Genomic DNA, 16,618 nt, shown 5'->3' with positions numbered 1-16,618 from the left:
CACGAGGACAACTCGGGAATGCTCGCGCCGTAGGATCCGTTGGGTGGGGTGAGAGTCCGCACCGGCCCCCCGGTAGGCAAGAAGCAGTCCGCAGAGACGAGGAAAGTACCCGTGAGCGACGTCCGAAACGTGATCATCATCGGCTCCGGGCCGGCCGGCTACACGGCTGCCCTGTACACCGCACGTGCCTCGCTCAAGCCCCTCGTCTTCGAGGGCGCCGTCACCGCGGGCGGTGCGCTCATGAACACCACCGAGGTCGAGAACTTCCCCGGCTTCCGTGACGGCATCATGGGCCCCGACCTCATGGACAACATGCGCGACCAGGCCGAGCGCTTCGGTGCCGAGCTGGTCCCGGACGACATCGTCTCGGTCGACCTCACCGGTGACATCAAGACGGTCACCGACACCGCCGGTACCGTGCACCGCGCCAAGGCCGTCATCGTCACCACCGGTTCCCAGCACCGCAAGCTCGGCCTGCCCAATGAGGACGCGCTCTCCGGCCGCGGTGTCTCCTGGTGCGCCACCTGCGACGGGTTCTTCTTCAAGGACCAGGACATCGCCGTCGTCGGCGGCGGCGACACCGCGATGGAGGAGGCCACCTTCCTCTCGCGCTTCGCCAAGACCGTCACGATCATCCACCGCCGTGACAGCCTGCGCGCCTCCAAGACGATGCAGGACCGCGCCTTCGCCGACCCGAAGATCAAGTTCGCCTGGGACAGCGAGGTCGCCGCGATCCACGGCGACCCGAAGCTGGCCGGTCTGACGCTGCGCAACACCAAGACCGGCGAGACCTCCGAGCTGCCCGTCACCGGCCTCTTCATCGCCGTCGGCCACGACCCGCGGACCGAACTCTTCAAGGGCCAGCTGGAGCTGGACGGCGAGGGCTACCTCAAGGTCGACGCCCCCTCCACCCGCACCAACGTGACCGGCGTGTTCGGCGCGGGTGACGTCGTGGACCACACCTACCGCCAGGCCATCACCGCTGCCGGCACGGGCTGCTCCGCCGCCCTCGACGCCGAGCGCTTCCTGGCCGCCCTCACGGACGCCGAGCACGCCGCCGCGGCGGTCTGAGTCCCTCTCAACGGCACCACCCCACACCCCACACCCCGCAGAAGAAATAGGAGGCCGCTGTGGCCGGCACCCTGAAGACTGTGACCGACGCGAGCTTCGACGCAGACGTCCTGGCCAGCGACAAGCCCGTTCTGGTGGACTTCTGGGCCGAATGGTGCGGCCCGTGCCGCCAGATCGCCCCGTCCCTGGAGGCCATCGCGGCCGAGTACGGCGACGAGATCGAGATCGTCAAGCTCAACATCGACCAGAACCCGGACACCGCCGCCAAGTACGGCGTCATGTCCATCCCGACGCTGAACGTCTACCAGGGCGGCGAGGTCGTCAAGACCATCGTCGGCGCCAAGCCGAAGGCCGCCATCCTGCGCGACCTCGACGCCTTCGTGACCATCAAGCCGGTCGCCTGAGCAGTCCGGGACCCACGGCGTCCTGGACGCCTCGCCTCCGAGACCTCCACCCGCTGAGACGTGCGGGAACACGGACGGGGCCGCCCCTGCGGGGGCGGCCCCGTCCGCGCGTTCCCCACCACCCGGCTCACAACGGCCGGAGCGCCGGTTCCTTGCGCGCGCCGCCCAACAGCCGGTCCAGCGCCATCTCCACGTCTTCCTTCCACGACAAGGTGGACCGCAGTTCCAGCCGCAACCGCGGATGCACCGGATGCGGCCGCACCGTCTTGAAGCCCACCGACAGCAGGTGGTCGGCGGGCAGCAAGCAGGCCGGTCCTTCCCAACGCGCGTCCCCGAAGGCCTCGATCGCCCGGAACCCGCGCCGCAGCAGGTCCTTCGCAACCGTCTGCACCATCACCCGGCCCAGGCCCTGCCCCTGGTATCCGGGCATGATCCACGCAGTGATCAGTTGCACGGCGTCCGGCGACACGGGACTGGTGGGAAAGGCGATCGACCGCGGGACGTAGGCGGGCGGGGCGTACAGCACGAAGCCCACCGGGACCTCGTCGACGTAGACCACCCGGCCGCAGGAACCCCATTCCAGCAGGACCGCGGAGATCCACGCTTCCTTCTCCTGCTCCGCGGTACCGGACTTCACCGCGGCGTTGCCGCTGACGGGGTCCAGCTCCCAGAACACACAGGAGCGGCAACGCCTGGGCAGGTCCCGGAGGTTGTCCAGCGTGAGCGGTACGACCCGGCGACCCATGAACGCATCGTATCCACAGGCCCCGCCCTCCAACACCGGAGCACGGCAAAGGGGCGGGCCGTACCGGTTCCCACCGGCACGACCCGCCCCACGGCGGCCGGGGATCACTCCCCGGCGAGCCCCTGTTCCAGTACGCGGCCCTCACCCGGTGCCAGCGTCCCCAGGATGCGCTCCAGGTCCTCCATCGACGCGAACTCGACGGTGATCTTGCCCTTCTTCTGGCCCAGATCCACCTTCACCCTCGTCTCGAAGCGGTCCGAGAGCCGCGACGCCAGATCGGTGAGCGCCGGAGCCACCCGCGTCCCCGCCCGCGGCCCCTTCGGCTTCACCGAGCTCGTCGGCTGCGACCCCATCAGCGTGACGATCTCCTCGATCGCGCGCACCGACAGACCCTCGGCCACGATCCGGTGGGCCAGTCGGTCCTGCTCCTCGGAGTCCTCCACCGACAGCAGCGCCCGCGCGTGCCCGGCCGACAGGACGCCGGCCGCCACCCGACGCTGCACCGGCGGCGACAGCTTCAGCAGCCGCAGCGTGTTGGAGACCTGGGGGCGCGAACGTCCGATCCGGTCCGCCAGCTGGTCGTGGGTGCAGTGGAAGTCCTGGAGCAGCTGGTCGTACGCCGCCGCCTCCTCCAGGGGATTCAGCTGCGCCCGGTGCAGGTTCTCCAGCAACGCGTCCAGCAGCAGCTTCTCGTCATCGGTCGCCCTGATGATCGCCGGAATGCGTTCCAGCCCCGCCTCGCGGCAGGCCCGCCAACGCCGCTCACCCATGATGAGTTCGTAGCGACCCGGAGCCGACTGCCGCACGACCACCGGCTGGAGCAGGCCCACCTCCTGGATCGAGGTCACCAACTCCGCCAGCGCGTCCTCGTCGAACACCTCGCGCGGCTGACGCGGGTTGGGCGTGATCGCGTCCATGGCCAGTTCGGCGAACGTCGCCCCGGCCACCGGTGTCGCTTCCAACAGCCCGATCGTCTCCGGTTCGACGGCGGCCGCGGCCCGCTCCGTTTCACGTGAAACATCGGCCTGCGCCAGCGACGCCAGCTTCGCCGCCGCGATCCCCCGCTCCGACGGCAGCAGCGGCACGGCCGCCGGTGACGCCGATCCGGCGCCCACGGCCGCCGGAGTCCTCTCTTGCGGAGCCGCGGGGATCAGCGCACCGAGTCCCCGCCCCAGACCCCTACGTCGCTCACTCACTGGATCCCCTCCGACATGCTCTGCGTGCTGTTCACACCGGCGCCCAGATGGGCGTGCCGGGCGTCGTACTGGATTCCGACCCCCCGAAACGCGATCTCTCGCGCCGCCTCCAGATAGGAGAGGGAGCCACTGGAGCCCGGGTCGTAGGTGAGCACCGTCTGGCCGTAGCTCGGCGCCTCCGAGATGCGCACCGACCGCGGGATGCTCGTCCGCAGCACCTCGTTGCCGAAGTGGCTGCGCACCTCCTCGGCGACCTGGGAGGCCAGCCGGGTCCTGCCGTCGTACATGGTGAGCAGGATCGTGGAGACGTGCAGATTCGGGTTGAGGTGCGCCCGTACCAGGTCGACGTTGCGCAGCAGCTGTCCCAGACCCTCCAGCGCGTAGTACTCGCACTGGATCGGGATCAATACCTCCGCGCCCGCGACCAGGGCGTTCACCGTCAGCAGGCCCAGCGAGGGCGGGCAGTCGATCAGGATGTAGTCGAGCGGCTGCTCGTACGCCTGGATCGCCCGCTGCAGCCGGCTCTCGCGGGCCACCAGCGACACCAGCTCGATCTCGGCACCCGCCAGATCGATCGTGGCCGGAGCGCAGAAGAGGCCCTCCACATCGGCCACCGGCTGCACGACCTCCAGCAGCGGCCTGCTCTCGACCAGCACGTCGTAGATCGACGGAACATCAGCGTGGTGATCGATGCCCAGCGCGGTGGAGGCATTGCCCTGCGGGTCGAGGTCGATGACCAGGACGCGTGCGCCGTGCAGTGCCAGTGACGCCGCCAGGTTCACCGTCGTCGTGGTCTTACCGACGCCGCCCTTCTGGTTGGCGACCACCATGATCCGGGTCTGGTCAGGTCGTGGCAAACCTTCACCGGCCCGGCCCAACGCCTCTACCGCCAATTGGGCGGCACGGCCGATGGGGGTGTCATTGTCTACAAGGGGCGGAGGCGATGTTTCACGTGAAACATCGTCGCCCGCCGACTCTGAGCGGGGACCGGGGACCGGGTCGGCCATCGGCCCCGCGAGGTTGGCGTCAGACCGCACGGGTTCACTCTCCTCGACATCAGGCTCGCGATGAACAGAGCCTGCCATGCCATCGGGGTCGCGAACCAGCGGGGCCCGTACTCCTGTGGATGATTCCCCCGTTGTGGACAACTCGATCACCCTGGGGTTGTCCTTGCGGTCGCGCGGGGAGGTGGCCGCGCGGCCACGGCTGATGATTCCGTGCAGCAGAGAGCGACGTTTCACGTGAAACACGATGCCCGGACGGAGTCATCAGGCCGCTACGACACTCCGAAATCCATACCTATAGGGCGCAACGGACCCATGGATGGACTCGGCAAGGCCCGCTGGGCCCGCCGGTCAGCGACGTCGACGCGTCCGGGACACCCGGGCCGCCTTAGCCCGCTTGGCCGCAAACCTCACCCCGCCGGGGCTTTCTCCCACCTCGACGCGGACCACGGTCGACAGCGGATCCACGACCCCCTCGCCGACGTGCAGCACCGAGGTCTTCACCACACCGAGCTTCGCCAGCGCGGCCTTCGCCGCCACCAGCTCCTCCTCGGCCGTGTCGCCCTTCAGCGCCAGCATCTCCCCGTACGGACGCAGCAGCGGCACGCCCCAGCCGGCCAGCCGGTCGAGCGGAGCCACGGCGCGCGCCGTCACCACGTGCACCGGCTGCACCTTGCCCAGGACCTCCTCCGCGCGGCCGCGGACCACGGTCACGTGGTCGAGGCCCAGCAGCTCCACGGCTTCCTGGAGGAAGTTCGTGCGCCGCAGCAGCGGCTCCAGCAGGGTGATCTTCAGGTCCCGCCGCACCAGGGCCAGCGGAATCCCCGGCAGCCCCGCCCCGGAACCCACGTCGCACACGGTGACGCCCTGGGGCACCACCTCGGACAGCACCGCGCAGTTCAGCAGGTGCCGCTCCCACAGCCGTGGGACCTCACGCGGCCCGATCAGGCCGCGCTCCACTCCCGCGTCAGCCAGCAGCTCCGCGTAGCGGACAGCTTCCGGGAAGTACTCACCGAATACCGCGTGCGCCTCTTCCGGCGCCGGGGGAAGCTCCGCTGTCTCCGTCACGGGGACCGTCCTTCCGTACCGCACTAAAAATCGTGTAGTTCAACAGTCAGGCTGACAAACTTCGGCCCCGCCTGCGACACAGACGGGGCCGAACACTCACGCCTGCGATCAGGCCGGGAGCACAACGACGAAGCGCTGCGGCTCCTCGCCCTCGGACTCGCTGCTCAGACCGGCCGCCGCGACGGCGTCGTGCACGACCTTGCGCTCGAACGGAGTCATCGGGGCCAGCTTCACCGGCTCGCCCGAGGCCTTCGCATCGGCCGCGGCCTGCGCGCCCAGGATCGCCAGCTCTTCGCGCTTCTTCGCACGGAAGCCCGCGATGTCCAGCATCAGCCGGCTGCGGTCCCCGGTCTCCCGGTGCACGGCCAGACGCGTCAGCTCCTGCAGAGCCTCCAGCACCTCACCATCACGCCCCACCAGCTTGTTCAGCTCACGGCCGGCCGAGTCACTGACGATCGACACCGCGGCCCGGTCGGCCTCGACGTCCATGTCGATGTCGCCGTCCAGATCCGCGATGTCCAGCAGACCCTCAAGATAGTCAGCCGCGATCTCACCCTCCTGCTCCAGGCGGGTCAGGGTGTCGCCGCCCTCGGCGGCGGCGGCGGAGATGGTGCCTTCCGTCACGGGATGGACTCCTTCTTACTTCTTGGTGGAGGGCTTGCTGGGGGGCGGGCTCTGCCGCTGCGACTTCGACTGCCGCTTCGGCTGCTGCCGCTTCGCGGCACCACCGCTCGCCGCGTCCGCGTCCGCCGTGGCCTCGGAGCTCTTGATCACCGAACCGTCCGCCTGGGCGGCCAGCCCCTGCTTCGCCAGCGTGGTGATGAACTTGCGCTCGTTGTCGTTGCGGTCCGGGCCCTTGGCCACGATGGCCGCGACGATCTTCTTCTTGCTGCGGCCCTTGACCTCGCCGTGCGAACCGAGGTGCTTCACCAGGCGGGTCAGGTACTGGTCCTGCGCCTTGCTGCCCGGCGTCGGGTTCTGGCTGATCACGTACATCTGCTGGCCCATGGTCCACACGTTCGTGGTCAGCCAGTAGACGAGGACACCGACGGGGAAGTTGATGCCCATCACCGCGAAGATCAGCGGGAAGATGTACATCAGCATCTTCTGCTGCTGCATGAACGGGGTCTTGACCGAGAGGTCGACGTTCTTCGCCATCAGCTGGCGCTGGGTGTAGAACTGCGAGAACGACATCATGACGATCATGACCGCGGTCACGATGCGCACGTCGACGATCGAAGCACCGAGCTTCGCGACGTCCTCGGCGCTGTTCATGAACTTGGCGGCCAGCGGGGCCCCGAAGATGTGGGCCTTACGGGCACTCTCCAGCAGCGACTGGTCGATGACGCCGATGGTCGTGCCATTGGCGATGCTCGACAGCACGTGGTAGAGCGCGAAGAAGAACGGCGACTGCGCGAGGATGGGAAGGCACGAGGAGAGCGGGTTGGTGCCCGTCTCCTTGTACAGCTTCATCATCTCTTCGGACTGACGCTGCTTGTCGTTCTTGTAGCGCTCCTGGATCACCTTCATCTTCGGCTGGAGCGCCTGCATGCCCCGCGTCGACTTGATCTGCTTCACGAAGAGCGGGATCAGGCAGATACGGATCAGGATCACCAGGGACACGATGGACAGGCCCCAGGCCCACCCACTGTCCGCACCGAAGACCGCGCCGTAGACCTTGTGGAACTGAACGATGATCCACGAGACGGGATAGGTGATAAAGCTGAACAGACTGGCAATCGTGTCCACTAATCAGGCTCCTTGAGCATTGCGAGATCGACGCAACGCACTGCGCAGCTGCTCGTGCCAACGCGGGCGTTTACGAGGTGGGACATGATCCACACCGCCAGGACTCCACGGATTGCACCGCAGGATCCGCCAGGCGGTCAGTACTGTCCCCTTCACCGCACCATGCCGGTCGATGGCCGCGAACCCGTAGCGAGAGCACGACGGGTAATAGCGGCACACCGGTCCGAGCAGCGGACTGATCGTCCACTGGTACAGCTTGATCAGGGCGAGCAGCGGGTACTTCATCGAGCCACGCCTCCCAGGAGCCGCGCCAGTGCGGCATCCAGGTCCCGGGCCAGATCGGCGTAGTCGGCATCACCCGCTCCGGGCAGCGCACGCACCACCACCAGGCTACCGGCGGGCAGCTCGGAGAGCCGCTCGCGGACGAGATGGCGGAGTCGGCGCTTGACCCGGTTACGGACGACGGCGACACCCACGGCCTTGCTGACGACGAAACCCGCACGCGTCGAGGGATCGATCTCCCCCGGCTCGTGCGGGTCCGTGGCACCGCTGGTACGTAGGTGAACGACGAGGAGCGGGCGACCAGCCCGGCGACCTCGGCGTACCGCGCTCGCGAAGTCCTCGCGCCGCCTCAGCCGATTTTCGGGAGACAGCACGACGTCACGACCTGTGTGCGTTGGTTACGCGGAGAGGGCGGAACGGCCCTTGCCGCGACGGTTGGCCAGGATCGCGCGACCGGCACGGGTACGCATCCGGAGACGGAAGCCGTGGGTCTTGGCACGACGGCGGTTGTTCGGCTGGAAGGTGCGCTTGCTCACTCGGGGGCTCCAGAGAATGAATCGTTGTGGCGGGACATCGCCTGGCTGTCACCGTGCGCCCACGAGGAAACTCGCGTGTACGCCCGAGTGGCACCGCTACATGATCACAACCGGTGATCTTCGCCCATCGGTAGGCAGGCGGCAGCAGCCATCGACAACTCGACCTCGTTACGGTACGCGCGGCTACGCCATCCGGTCAAACCGAGCCGGTGACGTGGTCCACTGTGCACAGGCTGTGGACAACGACTTGAACCGTACCCGTCGGCCTGACTACCGTTGCCCGACCCCTGATTTTTTGTCCCGACCGTCCCAAAGAACCACACATTCGTGGGACCCCCGTGAGAGAGCGTGCTCTGTGGCTGACGTACCTGCCGATCTTGCCGCAGTGTGGCCGCGCGTGCTCGAGAAGCTGCTCGGGGAAGGTCAGCAGGGCATCGAGCCCAAGGACAAGCAGTGGGTCGAGCGCTGCCAGCCGCTGGCGCTCGTCGCCGACACCGCGCTGCTCGCCGTTCCCAATGAATGGGGGAAGCGGGTCCTGGAGGGGCGCCTCGCCCCCCTGATCAGTGACGCGCTGAGCCGCGAGTGCGGCCGCCCCATCCGGATCGCCATCACCGTGGACGACTCGGCGGGCGAGCCCGCGCCCCAGCCGCCGGCCCCGCAGCACGACTCCTACGAGCCGGGGCCCTACCCCGGCTCGCGCACCGGTGGTCACACCGGGCACTCTGGCCACACCGGCCCCACCGACGACCAGCTCCCGACGGGCCGGCCCGCCTACCCGGACTACCAGCAGCAGCGCCCCGAGCCCGGCGCCTGGCCGCGCGGCGGACAGCAGGACGAGTACGGCTGGCAGCAGCCCCGCCTCGGCGGCTACCCGGAGCGCGACCCGTACGCCTCCCCGCAGCCCGGCTACCTCCAGCAGCCCGAACCCCAGGGCTACGAGCCCTCGTACGAACAGCAGCAGTACGAGTCGAACCGTCAGCAGGGCTACGAGCAGCAGTCCTACGACAAGTCCTCCTACGAGCAGCAGCAGTACGAGCAGCCCGCGCCCCGCCCCGCGCCCGGACGCACCGGCCCGGGTGGCCCCGGCGGTCCCGGCGGACAGATCGGCACCGGCCGGCAGTCGGGCTCGACCGGCGGTTCCGGCGGTGGATCCGGCGGCCCGCTGGAGCCCACGGCCCGGCTGAATCCCAAGTACCTCTTCGACACCTTCGTGATCGGCGCTTCCAACCGCTTCGCGCACGCCGCCGCGGTCGCCGTCGCCGAGGCCCCGGCCAAGGCCTACAACCCGCTCTTCGTCTACGGGGAGTCGGGCCTCGGCAAGACGCACCTGCTGCACGCGATCGGGCACTACGCGCGCAGCCTCTACCCGGGCACCCGGGTGCGGTACGTGAGCTCCGAGGAGTTCACCAACGAGTTCATCAACTCGATCCGCGACGGCAAGGGCGACGCCTTCCGCAAGCGCTATCGCGAGATGGACATCCTGCTCGTCGACGACATCCAGTTCCTCGCGAGCAAGGAGTCGACGCAGGAGGAGTTCTTCCACACCTTCAACACGCTCCATAACGCGAACAAGCAGATCGTGCTCTCCTCCGACCGGCCGCCCAAGCAGCTCGTCACCCTGGAGGACCGGCTCCGCAACCGCTTCGAGTGGGGCCTGATCACCGACGTCCAGCCGCCCGAGCTGGAGACCCGGATCGCGATCCTGCGCAAGAAGGCCGTCCAGGAGCAGCTCAACGCCCCGCCGGAGGTACTGGAGTTCATCGCCTCCCGGATCTCGCGCAACATCCGCGAGCTGGAGGGGGCGCTGATCCGGGTGACGGCCTTCGCCAGCCTGAACCGGCAGCCGGTGGACCTCGGCCTGGCCGAGGACGTCCTGAAGAACCTGATCCCGGGCGGCGAGGACTCGGCCCCCGAGATCACGGCCTCGGACATCATGGCCGCCACCGCCGACTACTTCGGGCTGACCGTGGACGACCTGTGCGGCTCCTCGCGCAGCCGGGTGCTCGTCACGGCCCGGCAGATCGCCATGTACCTCTGCCGGGAGCTGACGGACCTCTCCCTGCCCAAGATCGGGGCACAGTTCGGCGGCCGCGACCACACCACGGTGATGCACGCGGACCGCAAGATCCGCGCCCTGATGGCCGAACGCAGGTCCATCTACAACCAGGTCACGGAGCTGACGAACCGCATCAAGAACGCCTGATTCCGGGCCTCTGGCCCGCCAGCGAGCACCCTCGAAGGGCGCTCCCGGACCACACCGGGGGCGCCCTTCTTCGTGCGTGCGCCCCCAAGTTGTTCGAATACGCCCCCTGCGGGCCAACTCATCCACAGATCGGGGGACTTTCCGTCGTCCACAGCCTGGGGACTGTTCCCGTCGCCCACAATCTGTCCACAGGGGTGCCGCCTGAGCGATCATCAGCCCAGGTCATGACCCTGTGGATTTGTGCACAAAAGTTGTCCACAGGGTGTGGACAACTTTTTGTCCACAGGTTCGTCCACGGCTCTGTCCACCGGCAACCCACAGGTTTGAACCGGCCGTGCACAGGGTCGGCGGGCTTCTCCACACCCTTGTCCACTGTTCGGCAACACGAGGGGCCTTCTCACCGGCCCGAGTGAAAGCCGTCACACCGATGTGGACGTTTGGGTTGTGGAGTACCGGGGGAAACCTGGGGACGCACCTGTGGAGTAACCGGGCCTTCCTGGGGACGGCCTGTGCAGAAGTTTTTGTTCTCCACAGACACCATGGGTTTTCCACCGGCTCCGCCCACAGGGTCGGTGGACAAAAAAGGGGTGCTGACCTGCGGAAAGGGAGTTATCCACCGTATCCACAGCCCCTACTACTACTCCCATAGACAGTTAGGCCTGGTCTGGTTTTCAAGCAGGCCCTGTGCACAACTCGTCGAGAGCGGCTTCCCGACACCTCCCACCCGACTTGACCGCCAGCAGCGACGCCTGTCGGCGCCGTACGTCAGACTGGTCTCCGGCATCGGGGCCAGCGGGCCTCCAGCCGACGACGAAAGCCAGCAATCAGCAGGAGGCGGTTTCCGGTGAAGATCCGGGTGGAGCGCGACGTACTCGCGGAGGCGGTGGCTTGGGCCGCCCGTAGCCTCCCGGCCCGGCCGCCGGTGCCCGTTCTCGCGGGCCTTCTGCTCAAGGCCGAGGAAGGCTCCCTGAGCCTCTCCGGCTTCGACTACGAGGTCTCGGCCCGGGTCTCGGTCGAGGCGGACGTCGAGGAGGACGGCACCGTCCTCGTCTCCGGCCGGCTGCTCGCCGACATCTGCCGCGCCCTGCCCAACCGGCCGGTGGAGATTTCCACAGACGGTGTACGGGCGACCGTGGTCTGCGGCTCCTCGCGATTCACACTCCACACCCTGCCTGTGGAGGAATACCCGGCGCTGCCGCAGATGCCGACCGCGACCGGCACCGTTCCCGGTGACGTCTTCGCCTCCGCCGCCGCGCAGGTGGCCATCGCCGCCGGCCGTGACGACACGCTGCCGGTGCTGACCGGCGTGCGCATCGAGATCGAGGGCGAGCGCGTCACCCTGGCCTCCACCGACCGCTACCGCTTCGCGGTCCGCGAGTTCCTGTGGAAGCCCGAGGACCCGGAGGCCTCGGCCGTGGCCCTGGTGCCCGCCAAGACGCTCCTGGACACCGCCAAGTCGCTGACCAGCGGTGACACGGTCACCCTGGCGCTCTCCGGCTCCGGCAAGGGCGAGGGCCTGATCGGCTTCGAGGGCGCGGGCCGCCGCACCACCACCCGCCTGCTCGAAGGCGACCTGCCGAAGTACCGCACGCTCTTCCCGACCGAGTTCAACTCCGTCGCCGTGATCGAGACCGCGCCGTTCGTCGAGGCCGTCAAGCGCGTGGCCCTGGTCGCCGAGCGCAACACCCCGGTCCGCCTGAGCTTCGAGCAGGGCGTGCTGATCCTGGAAGCAGGTTCCAGTGACGATGCACAGGCTGTGGAGCGCGTCGACGCCAAGCTGGAGGGCGACGACATCTCGATCGCCTTCAACCCGACCTTCCTGCTGGACGGCCTGAGCGCGATCGATTCGCCCGCCGCCCAGCTCAGCTTCACCACCTCGACCAAGCCCGCGCTGCTGAGCGGCCGCCCGGCCGTCGACGCCGAGGCGGACGAGGCGTACAAGTACCTGATCATGCCGGTGCGCCTCTCCGGCTGACCCGGAGCCGTCCGCACCCAGCAGGCCGCCCAGGCCCGGACCCGCCGCCCGCGGATCCGGGCCTGCCGCCTTCCCGGGGCGCCAGCTGGGCCGGGCCGCGCGGCCCGGCGTAGGCTCGGACGCGGGGAAATCCCGGGAAAAATCGCCTCGACGCTTAAGGAACCACCTGATGGAGCTCGGTCTCGTCGGTCTCGGCAAGATGGGCGGCAACATGCGCGAGCGCATCCGCCGCGCAGGCCACACCGTCATCGGATTCGACCGCAACCCGGACCTCGCCGATGTCCACAGCCTGTCCGAACTTGTGGACAGCCTGCAGGCCCCCCGCGTGGTGTGGGTGATGGTCCCGGCCGGTGAGGCCACCCAGTCCACCGTCGACGAACTCGGCGAGCTGCTCTCGCCCGGCGACATCGTGGTCGACGGCGGAAACTCCCGCTGGACGGACGACGAGAAGCACGGCGCCGAGCTGGCCGCCAAGGGCATCGGCTTCGTGGACTGCGGCGTCTCCGGTGGCGTCTGGGGCCTGGAGAACGGCTACGCCTTGATGTACGGCGGTGCGCCGGAGCACGTGGCCGCCGTCCAGCCCGTCTTCGACGCCCTCAAGCCCGAGGGTGATTTCGGCGCCGTACACGCCGGCAAGATCGGTGCGGGCCACTTCGCGAAGATGGTCCACAACGGCATCGAGTACGCCATGATGCAGGCCTATGCCGAGGGCTGGGAGCTCCTGGAGAAGGTCGACTCGGTCACCGACGTGCGCGAGGTCTTCCGGTCCTGGCAGGAGGGCACGGTCATCCGTTCCTGGCTGCTGGACCTGGCGGTGAACGCGCTGGACGACGACGAGCACCTCCAGGGGCTCAAGGGCTACGCGCAGGACTCCGGCGAGGGCCGTTGGACGGTCGAGGCCGCGATCGACAACGCGGTGCCGCTGCCGGCGATCACCGCGTCGCTCTTCGCGCGCTTCGCCTCGCGCCAGGACGACTCTCCGCAGATGAAGATGATCGCCGCGCTGCGCAACCAGTTCGGCGGCCACGCGGTCGAGAAGAAGTAGCCGCGAGCGCCACAGCAGTACCAGCAGTACCAGCAGTACCAAAGAGTGAGTGGCCGGGGGAGGTCGGCGCCGTCATGCACGTATCGCATCTGTCGTTGGCCGACTTCCGCTCGTACGCCCGGGTCGAGGTTCCGCTCGACCCGGGCGTCACCGCCTTCGTGGGCCCCAACGGCCAGGGCAAGACCAACCTCGTCGAGGCCATCGGCTACCTCGCGACCCTGGGCAGCCACCGCGTCTCCGCGGACGCCCCGCTCGTGCGGATGGGCGCCGAGCGCGCCGTCATCCGCGCGGCCGTGACCCAGGGCGAGCGTCAGCAGCTCGTCGAGCTGGAGCTGAACCCGGGCCGCGCGAACCGGGCCCGGATCAACAGGTCCTCGCAGGTCAGACCGCGGGACGTGCTGGGGATCGTACGGACGGTGCTCTTCGCACCGGAGGACCTGGCCCTGGTCAAGGGGGACCCGGGGGAGCGCCGCAAGTTCCTGGACGAGCTGGTCACCGCGCGCTCGCCGCGGATGGCCGCGGTCCGGTCCGACTACGAGCGGGTGCTCAAGCAGCGCAACACCCTGCTGAAGTCGGCCGCCATGGCCCGCCGCCACGGCGGCCGCTCCATGGACCTCTCCACCCTGGACGTGTGGGACCAGCACCTGGCCCGCACCGGCGCCGAGCTGCTGGCCCAGCGCCTCGACCTGATCGCGACCCTGCTGCCGCTGGCGGACAAGGCGTACGAGCAGCTCGCACCCGGCGGCGGCCCGCTCGGGCTCGTCTACCGACCGACCTCGCTGGCCGGAGCGGCGGGCGAAGCGGTGGACTCCGGCGCCGCGCGGTCCCGCGAAGCGCTGTACGAGGTGCTCATGGGCGCCCTCGCCGAGGCCCGCAAGCAGGAGATCGAGCGCGGGGTGACCCTCGTGGGACCGCACCGCGACGACGCGCTGCTGCGCCTCGGGGAGCTGCCCGCGAAGGGGTACGCGAGCCACGGCGAGTCCTGGTCGTACGCGCTGGCGCTGCGCCTGGCCTCCTACGAGCTGCTGCGTTCCGAGGGCAGCGAGCCCGTGCTGATCCTGGACGACGTGTTCGCGGAGCTGGACGCACGGCGCCGGGAGCGGCTGGCGGAGCTGGTGGCCGGCGGTGAGCAGGTGCTGGTGACGGCCGCCGTGGACGACGATGTTCCGGGGGTGCTGGCGGGGGCTCGGTTCGGGGTGTCCGGCGGTGAGGTGACGCGGTGGTGAGCGAGGACGGGAACGCTTCCGGGGCGCAGGGGCCGGCGCGCAAGGCGCCCGAGCCCTCGGGCGTCGACCTGGCGCGCCAGGCCCTGGCGGCGGCGCGCGAGCAGGCGCGGGCGCGCGGGCTGACGGCCGGCGGCAAGAAGTCCCGGCACGGCCAGCCGGGCCTGCGCTCGGGCGCCCGGGCGGACGGCCGGGACCCGATGCCGCTGATGGCGGCGCTGGACCGGCTGCGCACGGAGCGCGGCTGGGAGATGCCGATGGCGGTCGCGGGCGTGATGGAGCGCTGGGCGCAGATCGTCGGCCCGGAAGTGGCGGCGCACTGTGAACCGGAGCGCTACGAGGACCGTGAACTGGTAGTGCGCTGTGATTCCTCGGCCTGGGCGGCCCAGCTCAAGCTGCTCGCCCCGCAGCTGGTGGCCCGGCTCAACGAGGACCTCGGGCAGGGCACGGTCCGGCTGATCAAGGTGCAGGGACCGGGCGGGCGCCGCCCGCGGTACGGGCCGCTGCGGGCCCCGGGGAGCAGCGGTCCGGGGGACACGTACGGCTGAGCCGGGACCGTCCGGGGGCGTGCGGGCAAGCCGCCCCGCGCGGACGTGCCAGTGGTCTCGCTCACGGTGGTGGGAGGTTGACAGGCCGAAGCGCTGGATGCCCGTGTGAGCCTCTTTGAGCCCCTGCCCGGATATGGGGAGTCGGAGAGTGCGGGTTGAGGGCGGCACATGCGGACTCAGGTACTGGCAAACCCCCATTCATGTCCGTGGTACCGGTAGACTGACGGGAATCCCGCCGCCTTGCGGGATCCAGTCGACAAAAGCTGACAACGCAGATTGACGCAGCCGCTCCTGCTCGCATGCCTGCTGGCCCGGAGTACGGCCTGTGCTGTGCCAGAAAGGGCGCTTCGTGGCCGATTCCGGCAACCCCAACGACAACCAGTCCACCGCCGGCGAGAACGCTGACCCCGTCGAGTACACCGGCAGCCAGATCCAGGTCCTCGAGGGCCTGGACGCCGTGCGCAAGCGCCCCGGCATGTACATCGGCTCGACCGGCGAGCGCGGCCTGCACCACCTGGTGTACGAGGTCGTCGACAACTCGGTCGACGAGGCCCTGGCCGGGCACGCGGACACCATCGACGTGACGATCCTGACCGACGGCGGCGTCCGCGTCATCGACAACGGTCGAGGCATCCCCGTCGACATCGTCCCCTCCGAGGGGAAGCCCGCGGTCGAGGTCGTGCTGACCGTCCTGCACGCGGGCGGCAAGTTCGGCGGCGGCGGCTACGCCGTCTCCGGCGGTCTGCACGGCGTCGGCGTGTCCGTCGTCAACGCCCTGTCGAAGCGGGTCGCGGTCGAGGTGCGGCGTGACGGCTTCCGCTGGACGCAGGACTACAAGGTGGGCGCCCCCACGGCCGAGCTGGCGAAGAACGAGGAAACGGCCGAGACCGGCACGTCCGTGACGTTCTGGGCCGACGGCGACATCTTCGAGACGACCGAGTACTCCTTCGAGACGCTCTCGCGCCGCTTCCAGGAGATGGCCTTCCTCAACAAGGGCCTGACCCTGACGCTGACGGACGAGCGCGAGTCGGCGAAGGCGACGATGGGCGCGGACTCGGCCGAGGAGGCCGACGACGACCAGGCGCGCACGGTGAAGTACTACTACGAGGGCGGCATCGTCGACTTCGTGAAGTACCTCAACTCGCGCAAGGGCGAGCTGATCCACCCGACCGTCATCGACGTCGAGGCCGAGGACAAGGAGCGCATGCTCTCGGTCGAGATCGCGATGCAGTGGAACTCGCAGTACACGGAGGGGGTCTACTCCTTCGCGAACACGATCCACACGCACGAGGGCGGCACGCACGAGGAGGGCTTCCGCGCGGCGATGACGGGTCTCGTCAACCGCTACGCGCGCGAGAAGAAGTTCCTGCGCGAGAAGGACGACAACCTCGCGGGCGAGGACATCCGCGAGGGTCTGACGGCGATCATCTCGGTGAAGCTGGGCGAGCCGCAGTTCGAGGGTCAGACGAAGACCAAGCTGGGCAACACGGAGGCCAAGACCTTCGTGCAGAAGGTCGTCCACGAGCACCTCAACGACTGGTTCGACCGGAACCCGACCGAGGCCGCGGA

At 69.0% G+C, this 16,618-nt stretch carries 17 protein-coding genes; 8 read left to right on the top strand and 9 right to left on the bottom strand.

Annotation, left to right across the window (positions count from 1 at the left end):
* Positions 1-111: 111 nt before the first annotated feature.
* Both trxB and trxA read left to right on the top strand, forming a co-directional pair.
* A complete protein-coding gene (gene trxB, locus ACIBEA_RS24885) occupies positions 112-1,071 on the top strand; it encodes a thioredoxin-disulfide reductase (protein ID WP_399264461.1) in 960 nt (319 codons plus the stop codon).
* A 59-nt stretch (positions 1,072-1,130) separates the two neighbouring features.
* On the top strand, positions 1,131-1,475 hold the full coding sequence (gene trxA / locus ACIBEA_RS24880; RefSeq protein WP_399264459.1) for a thioredoxin: 345 nt from the start codon (positions 1,131-1,133) through the stop codon (positions 1,473-1,475).
* Positions 1,476-1,602: 127 nt separating this feature from the next.
* On the opposite strand, the gene ACIBEA_RS24875 is transcribed toward trxA, so the two are convergent.
* The 9 genes from ACIBEA_RS24875 to rpmH all read right to left on the bottom strand — a co-directional run bounded on the left by ACIBEA_RS24875 (position 1,603) and on the right by rpmH (position 8,055).
* Positions 1,603-2,220 carry a GNAT family N-acetyltransferase gene (locus ACIBEA_RS24875; RefSeq protein WP_385773732.1) on the bottom strand — a complete coding sequence of 206 codons (618 nt, stop codon included), beginning with the start codon at positions 2,218-2,220 and terminating at the stop codon, positions 1,603-1,605.
* A 104-nt stretch (positions 2,221-2,324) separates the two neighbouring features.
* Positions 2,325-3,416, bottom strand: a complete 1,092-nt coding sequence (locus ACIBEA_RS24870) for a ParB/RepB/Spo0J family partition protein (RefSeq protein WP_399264457.1) — start codon at positions 3,414-3,416, stop codon at positions 2,325-2,327.
* The gene (locus tag ACIBEA_RS24865) at positions 3,413-4,501 is read right to left on the bottom strand and encodes a ParA family protein (protein ID WP_399264800.1); all 1,089 of its coding nucleotides are present in this window, start codon (positions 4,499-4,501) and stop codon (positions 3,413-3,415) included. The genes ACIBEA_RS24870 and ACIBEA_RS24865 overlap by 4 nt, the downstream gene beginning before the upstream one ends.
* 270 nt (positions 4,502-4,771) lie before the next feature.
* Entirely contained in the window at positions 4,772-5,488 is a 717-nt protein-coding gene (gene rsmG / locus ACIBEA_RS24860; RefSeq protein ID WP_399264455.1) for a 16S rRNA (guanine(527)-N(7))-methyltransferase RsmG, read from the bottom strand.
* Between the two features lie 108 nt (positions 5,489-5,596).
* Positions 5,597-6,112 carry a protein jag gene (locus ACIBEA_RS24855; protein WP_385773738.1) on the bottom strand — a complete coding sequence of 172 codons (516 nt, stop codon included), beginning with the start codon at positions 6,110-6,112 and terminating at the stop codon, positions 5,597-5,599.
* Between the two features lie 15 nt (positions 6,113-6,127).
* The gene (gene yidC / locus ACIBEA_RS24850; RefSeq protein WP_399264453.1) at positions 6,128-7,237 is read right to left on the bottom strand and encodes a membrane protein insertase YidC; all 1,110 of its coding nucleotides are present in this window, start codon (positions 7,235-7,237) and stop codon (positions 6,128-6,130) included.
* A 3-nt stretch (positions 7,238-7,240) separates the two neighbouring features.
* Complete coding sequence (yidD, locus tag ACIBEA_RS24845) at positions 7,241-7,522, bottom strand: membrane protein insertion efficiency factor YidD (protein WP_385773742.1); 282 nt, start codon at positions 7,520-7,522, stop codon at positions 7,241-7,243.
* On the bottom strand, positions 7,519-7,893 hold the full coding sequence (gene rnpA / locus ACIBEA_RS24840; protein ID WP_354378839.1) for a ribonuclease P protein component: 375 nt from the start codon (positions 7,891-7,893) through the stop codon (positions 7,519-7,521). The genes yidD and rnpA overlap by 4 nt, the downstream gene beginning before the upstream one ends.
* A gap of 24 nt (positions 7,894-7,917) precedes the next feature.
* Positions 7,918-8,055: a 50S ribosomal protein L34 gene (rpmH, locus tag ACIBEA_RS24835; RefSeq protein WP_112448007.1), complete on the bottom strand. Its 138-nt coding sequence runs from the start codon at positions 8,053-8,055 to the stop codon at positions 7,918-7,920.
* 16 nt (positions 8,056-8,071) lie between these two features.
* On the opposite strand from rpmH, the gene dnaA reads away from it, so the two are divergent.
* From dnaA to ACIBEA_RS24805, 6 genes are all read left to right on the top strand, one after another.
* Positions 8,072-10,258 (top strand): chromosomal replication initiator protein DnaA, encoded by a 2,187-nt coding sequence (gene dnaA / locus ACIBEA_RS24830; protein WP_399264450.1) that lies wholly within the window; start codon positions 8,072-8,074, stop codon positions 10,256-10,258.
* An 844-nt stretch (positions 10,259-11,102) separates the two neighbouring features.
* Entirely contained in the window at positions 11,103-12,233 is a 1,131-nt protein-coding gene (gene dnaN, locus ACIBEA_RS24825) for a DNA polymerase III subunit beta (protein ID WP_354378837.1), read from the top strand.
* 85 nt (positions 12,234-12,318) lie between these two features.
* The gene (gene gnd / locus ACIBEA_RS24820; protein WP_399264798.1) at positions 12,319-13,278 is read left to right on the top strand and encodes a phosphogluconate dehydrogenase (NAD(+)-dependent, decarboxylating); all 960 of its coding nucleotides are present in this window, start codon (positions 12,319-12,321) and stop codon (positions 13,276-13,278) included.
* A 74-nt stretch (positions 13,279-13,352) separates the two neighbouring features.
* A complete protein-coding gene (gene recF / locus ACIBEA_RS24815; protein ID WP_399264449.1) occupies positions 13,353-14,504 on the top strand; it encodes a DNA replication/repair protein RecF in 1,152 nt (383 codons plus the stop codon).
* Positions 14,501-15,049: a DUF721 domain-containing protein gene (locus tag ACIBEA_RS24810; RefSeq protein WP_399264446.1), complete on the top strand. Its 549-nt coding sequence runs from the start codon at positions 14,501-14,503 to the stop codon at positions 15,047-15,049. Before recF ends, ACIBEA_RS24810 begins: the two co-directional genes overlap by 4 nt.
* A gap of 325 nt (positions 15,050-15,374) precedes the next feature.
* Positions 15,375-16,618: ATP-binding protein (locus ACIBEA_RS24805; RefSeq protein ID WP_399264444.1), on the top strand; the 1,244-nt coding region annotated here is incomplete at its 3' end.

The organism is Streptomyces sp. NPDC051555, from assembly GCF_044454405.1.
Taxonomy (GTDB): Bacteria; Actinomycetota; Actinomycetes; order Streptomycetales; family Streptomycetaceae; genus Streptomyces.
This window is presented reverse-complemented; position numbering and strand designations above follow the sequence as displayed.

Coding starts and splice junctions, on each gene's coding strand:
- ACIBEA_RS24875 (WP_385773732.1), bottom strand. CDS start 2,220: ATGGGTCGCCGGGTCGTACCGCTCACGCTGGACAACCTCCGGGACCTG.
- ACIBEA_RS24865 (WP_399264800.1), bottom strand. CDS start 4,501: ATGGCAGGCTCTGTTCATCGCGAGCCTGATGTCGAGGAGAGTGAACCC.
- yidD (WP_385773742.1), bottom strand. CDS start 7,522: ATGAAGTACCCGCTGCTCGCCCTGATCAAGCTGTACCAGTGGACGATC.
- dnaA (WP_399264450.1), top strand. CDS start 8,072: ATGAATCGTTGTGGCGGGACATCGCCTGGCTGTCACCGTGCGCCCACG.
- recF (WP_399264449.1), top strand. CDS start 13,353: ATGCACGTATCGCATCTGTCGTTGGCCGACTTCCGCTCGTACGCCCGG.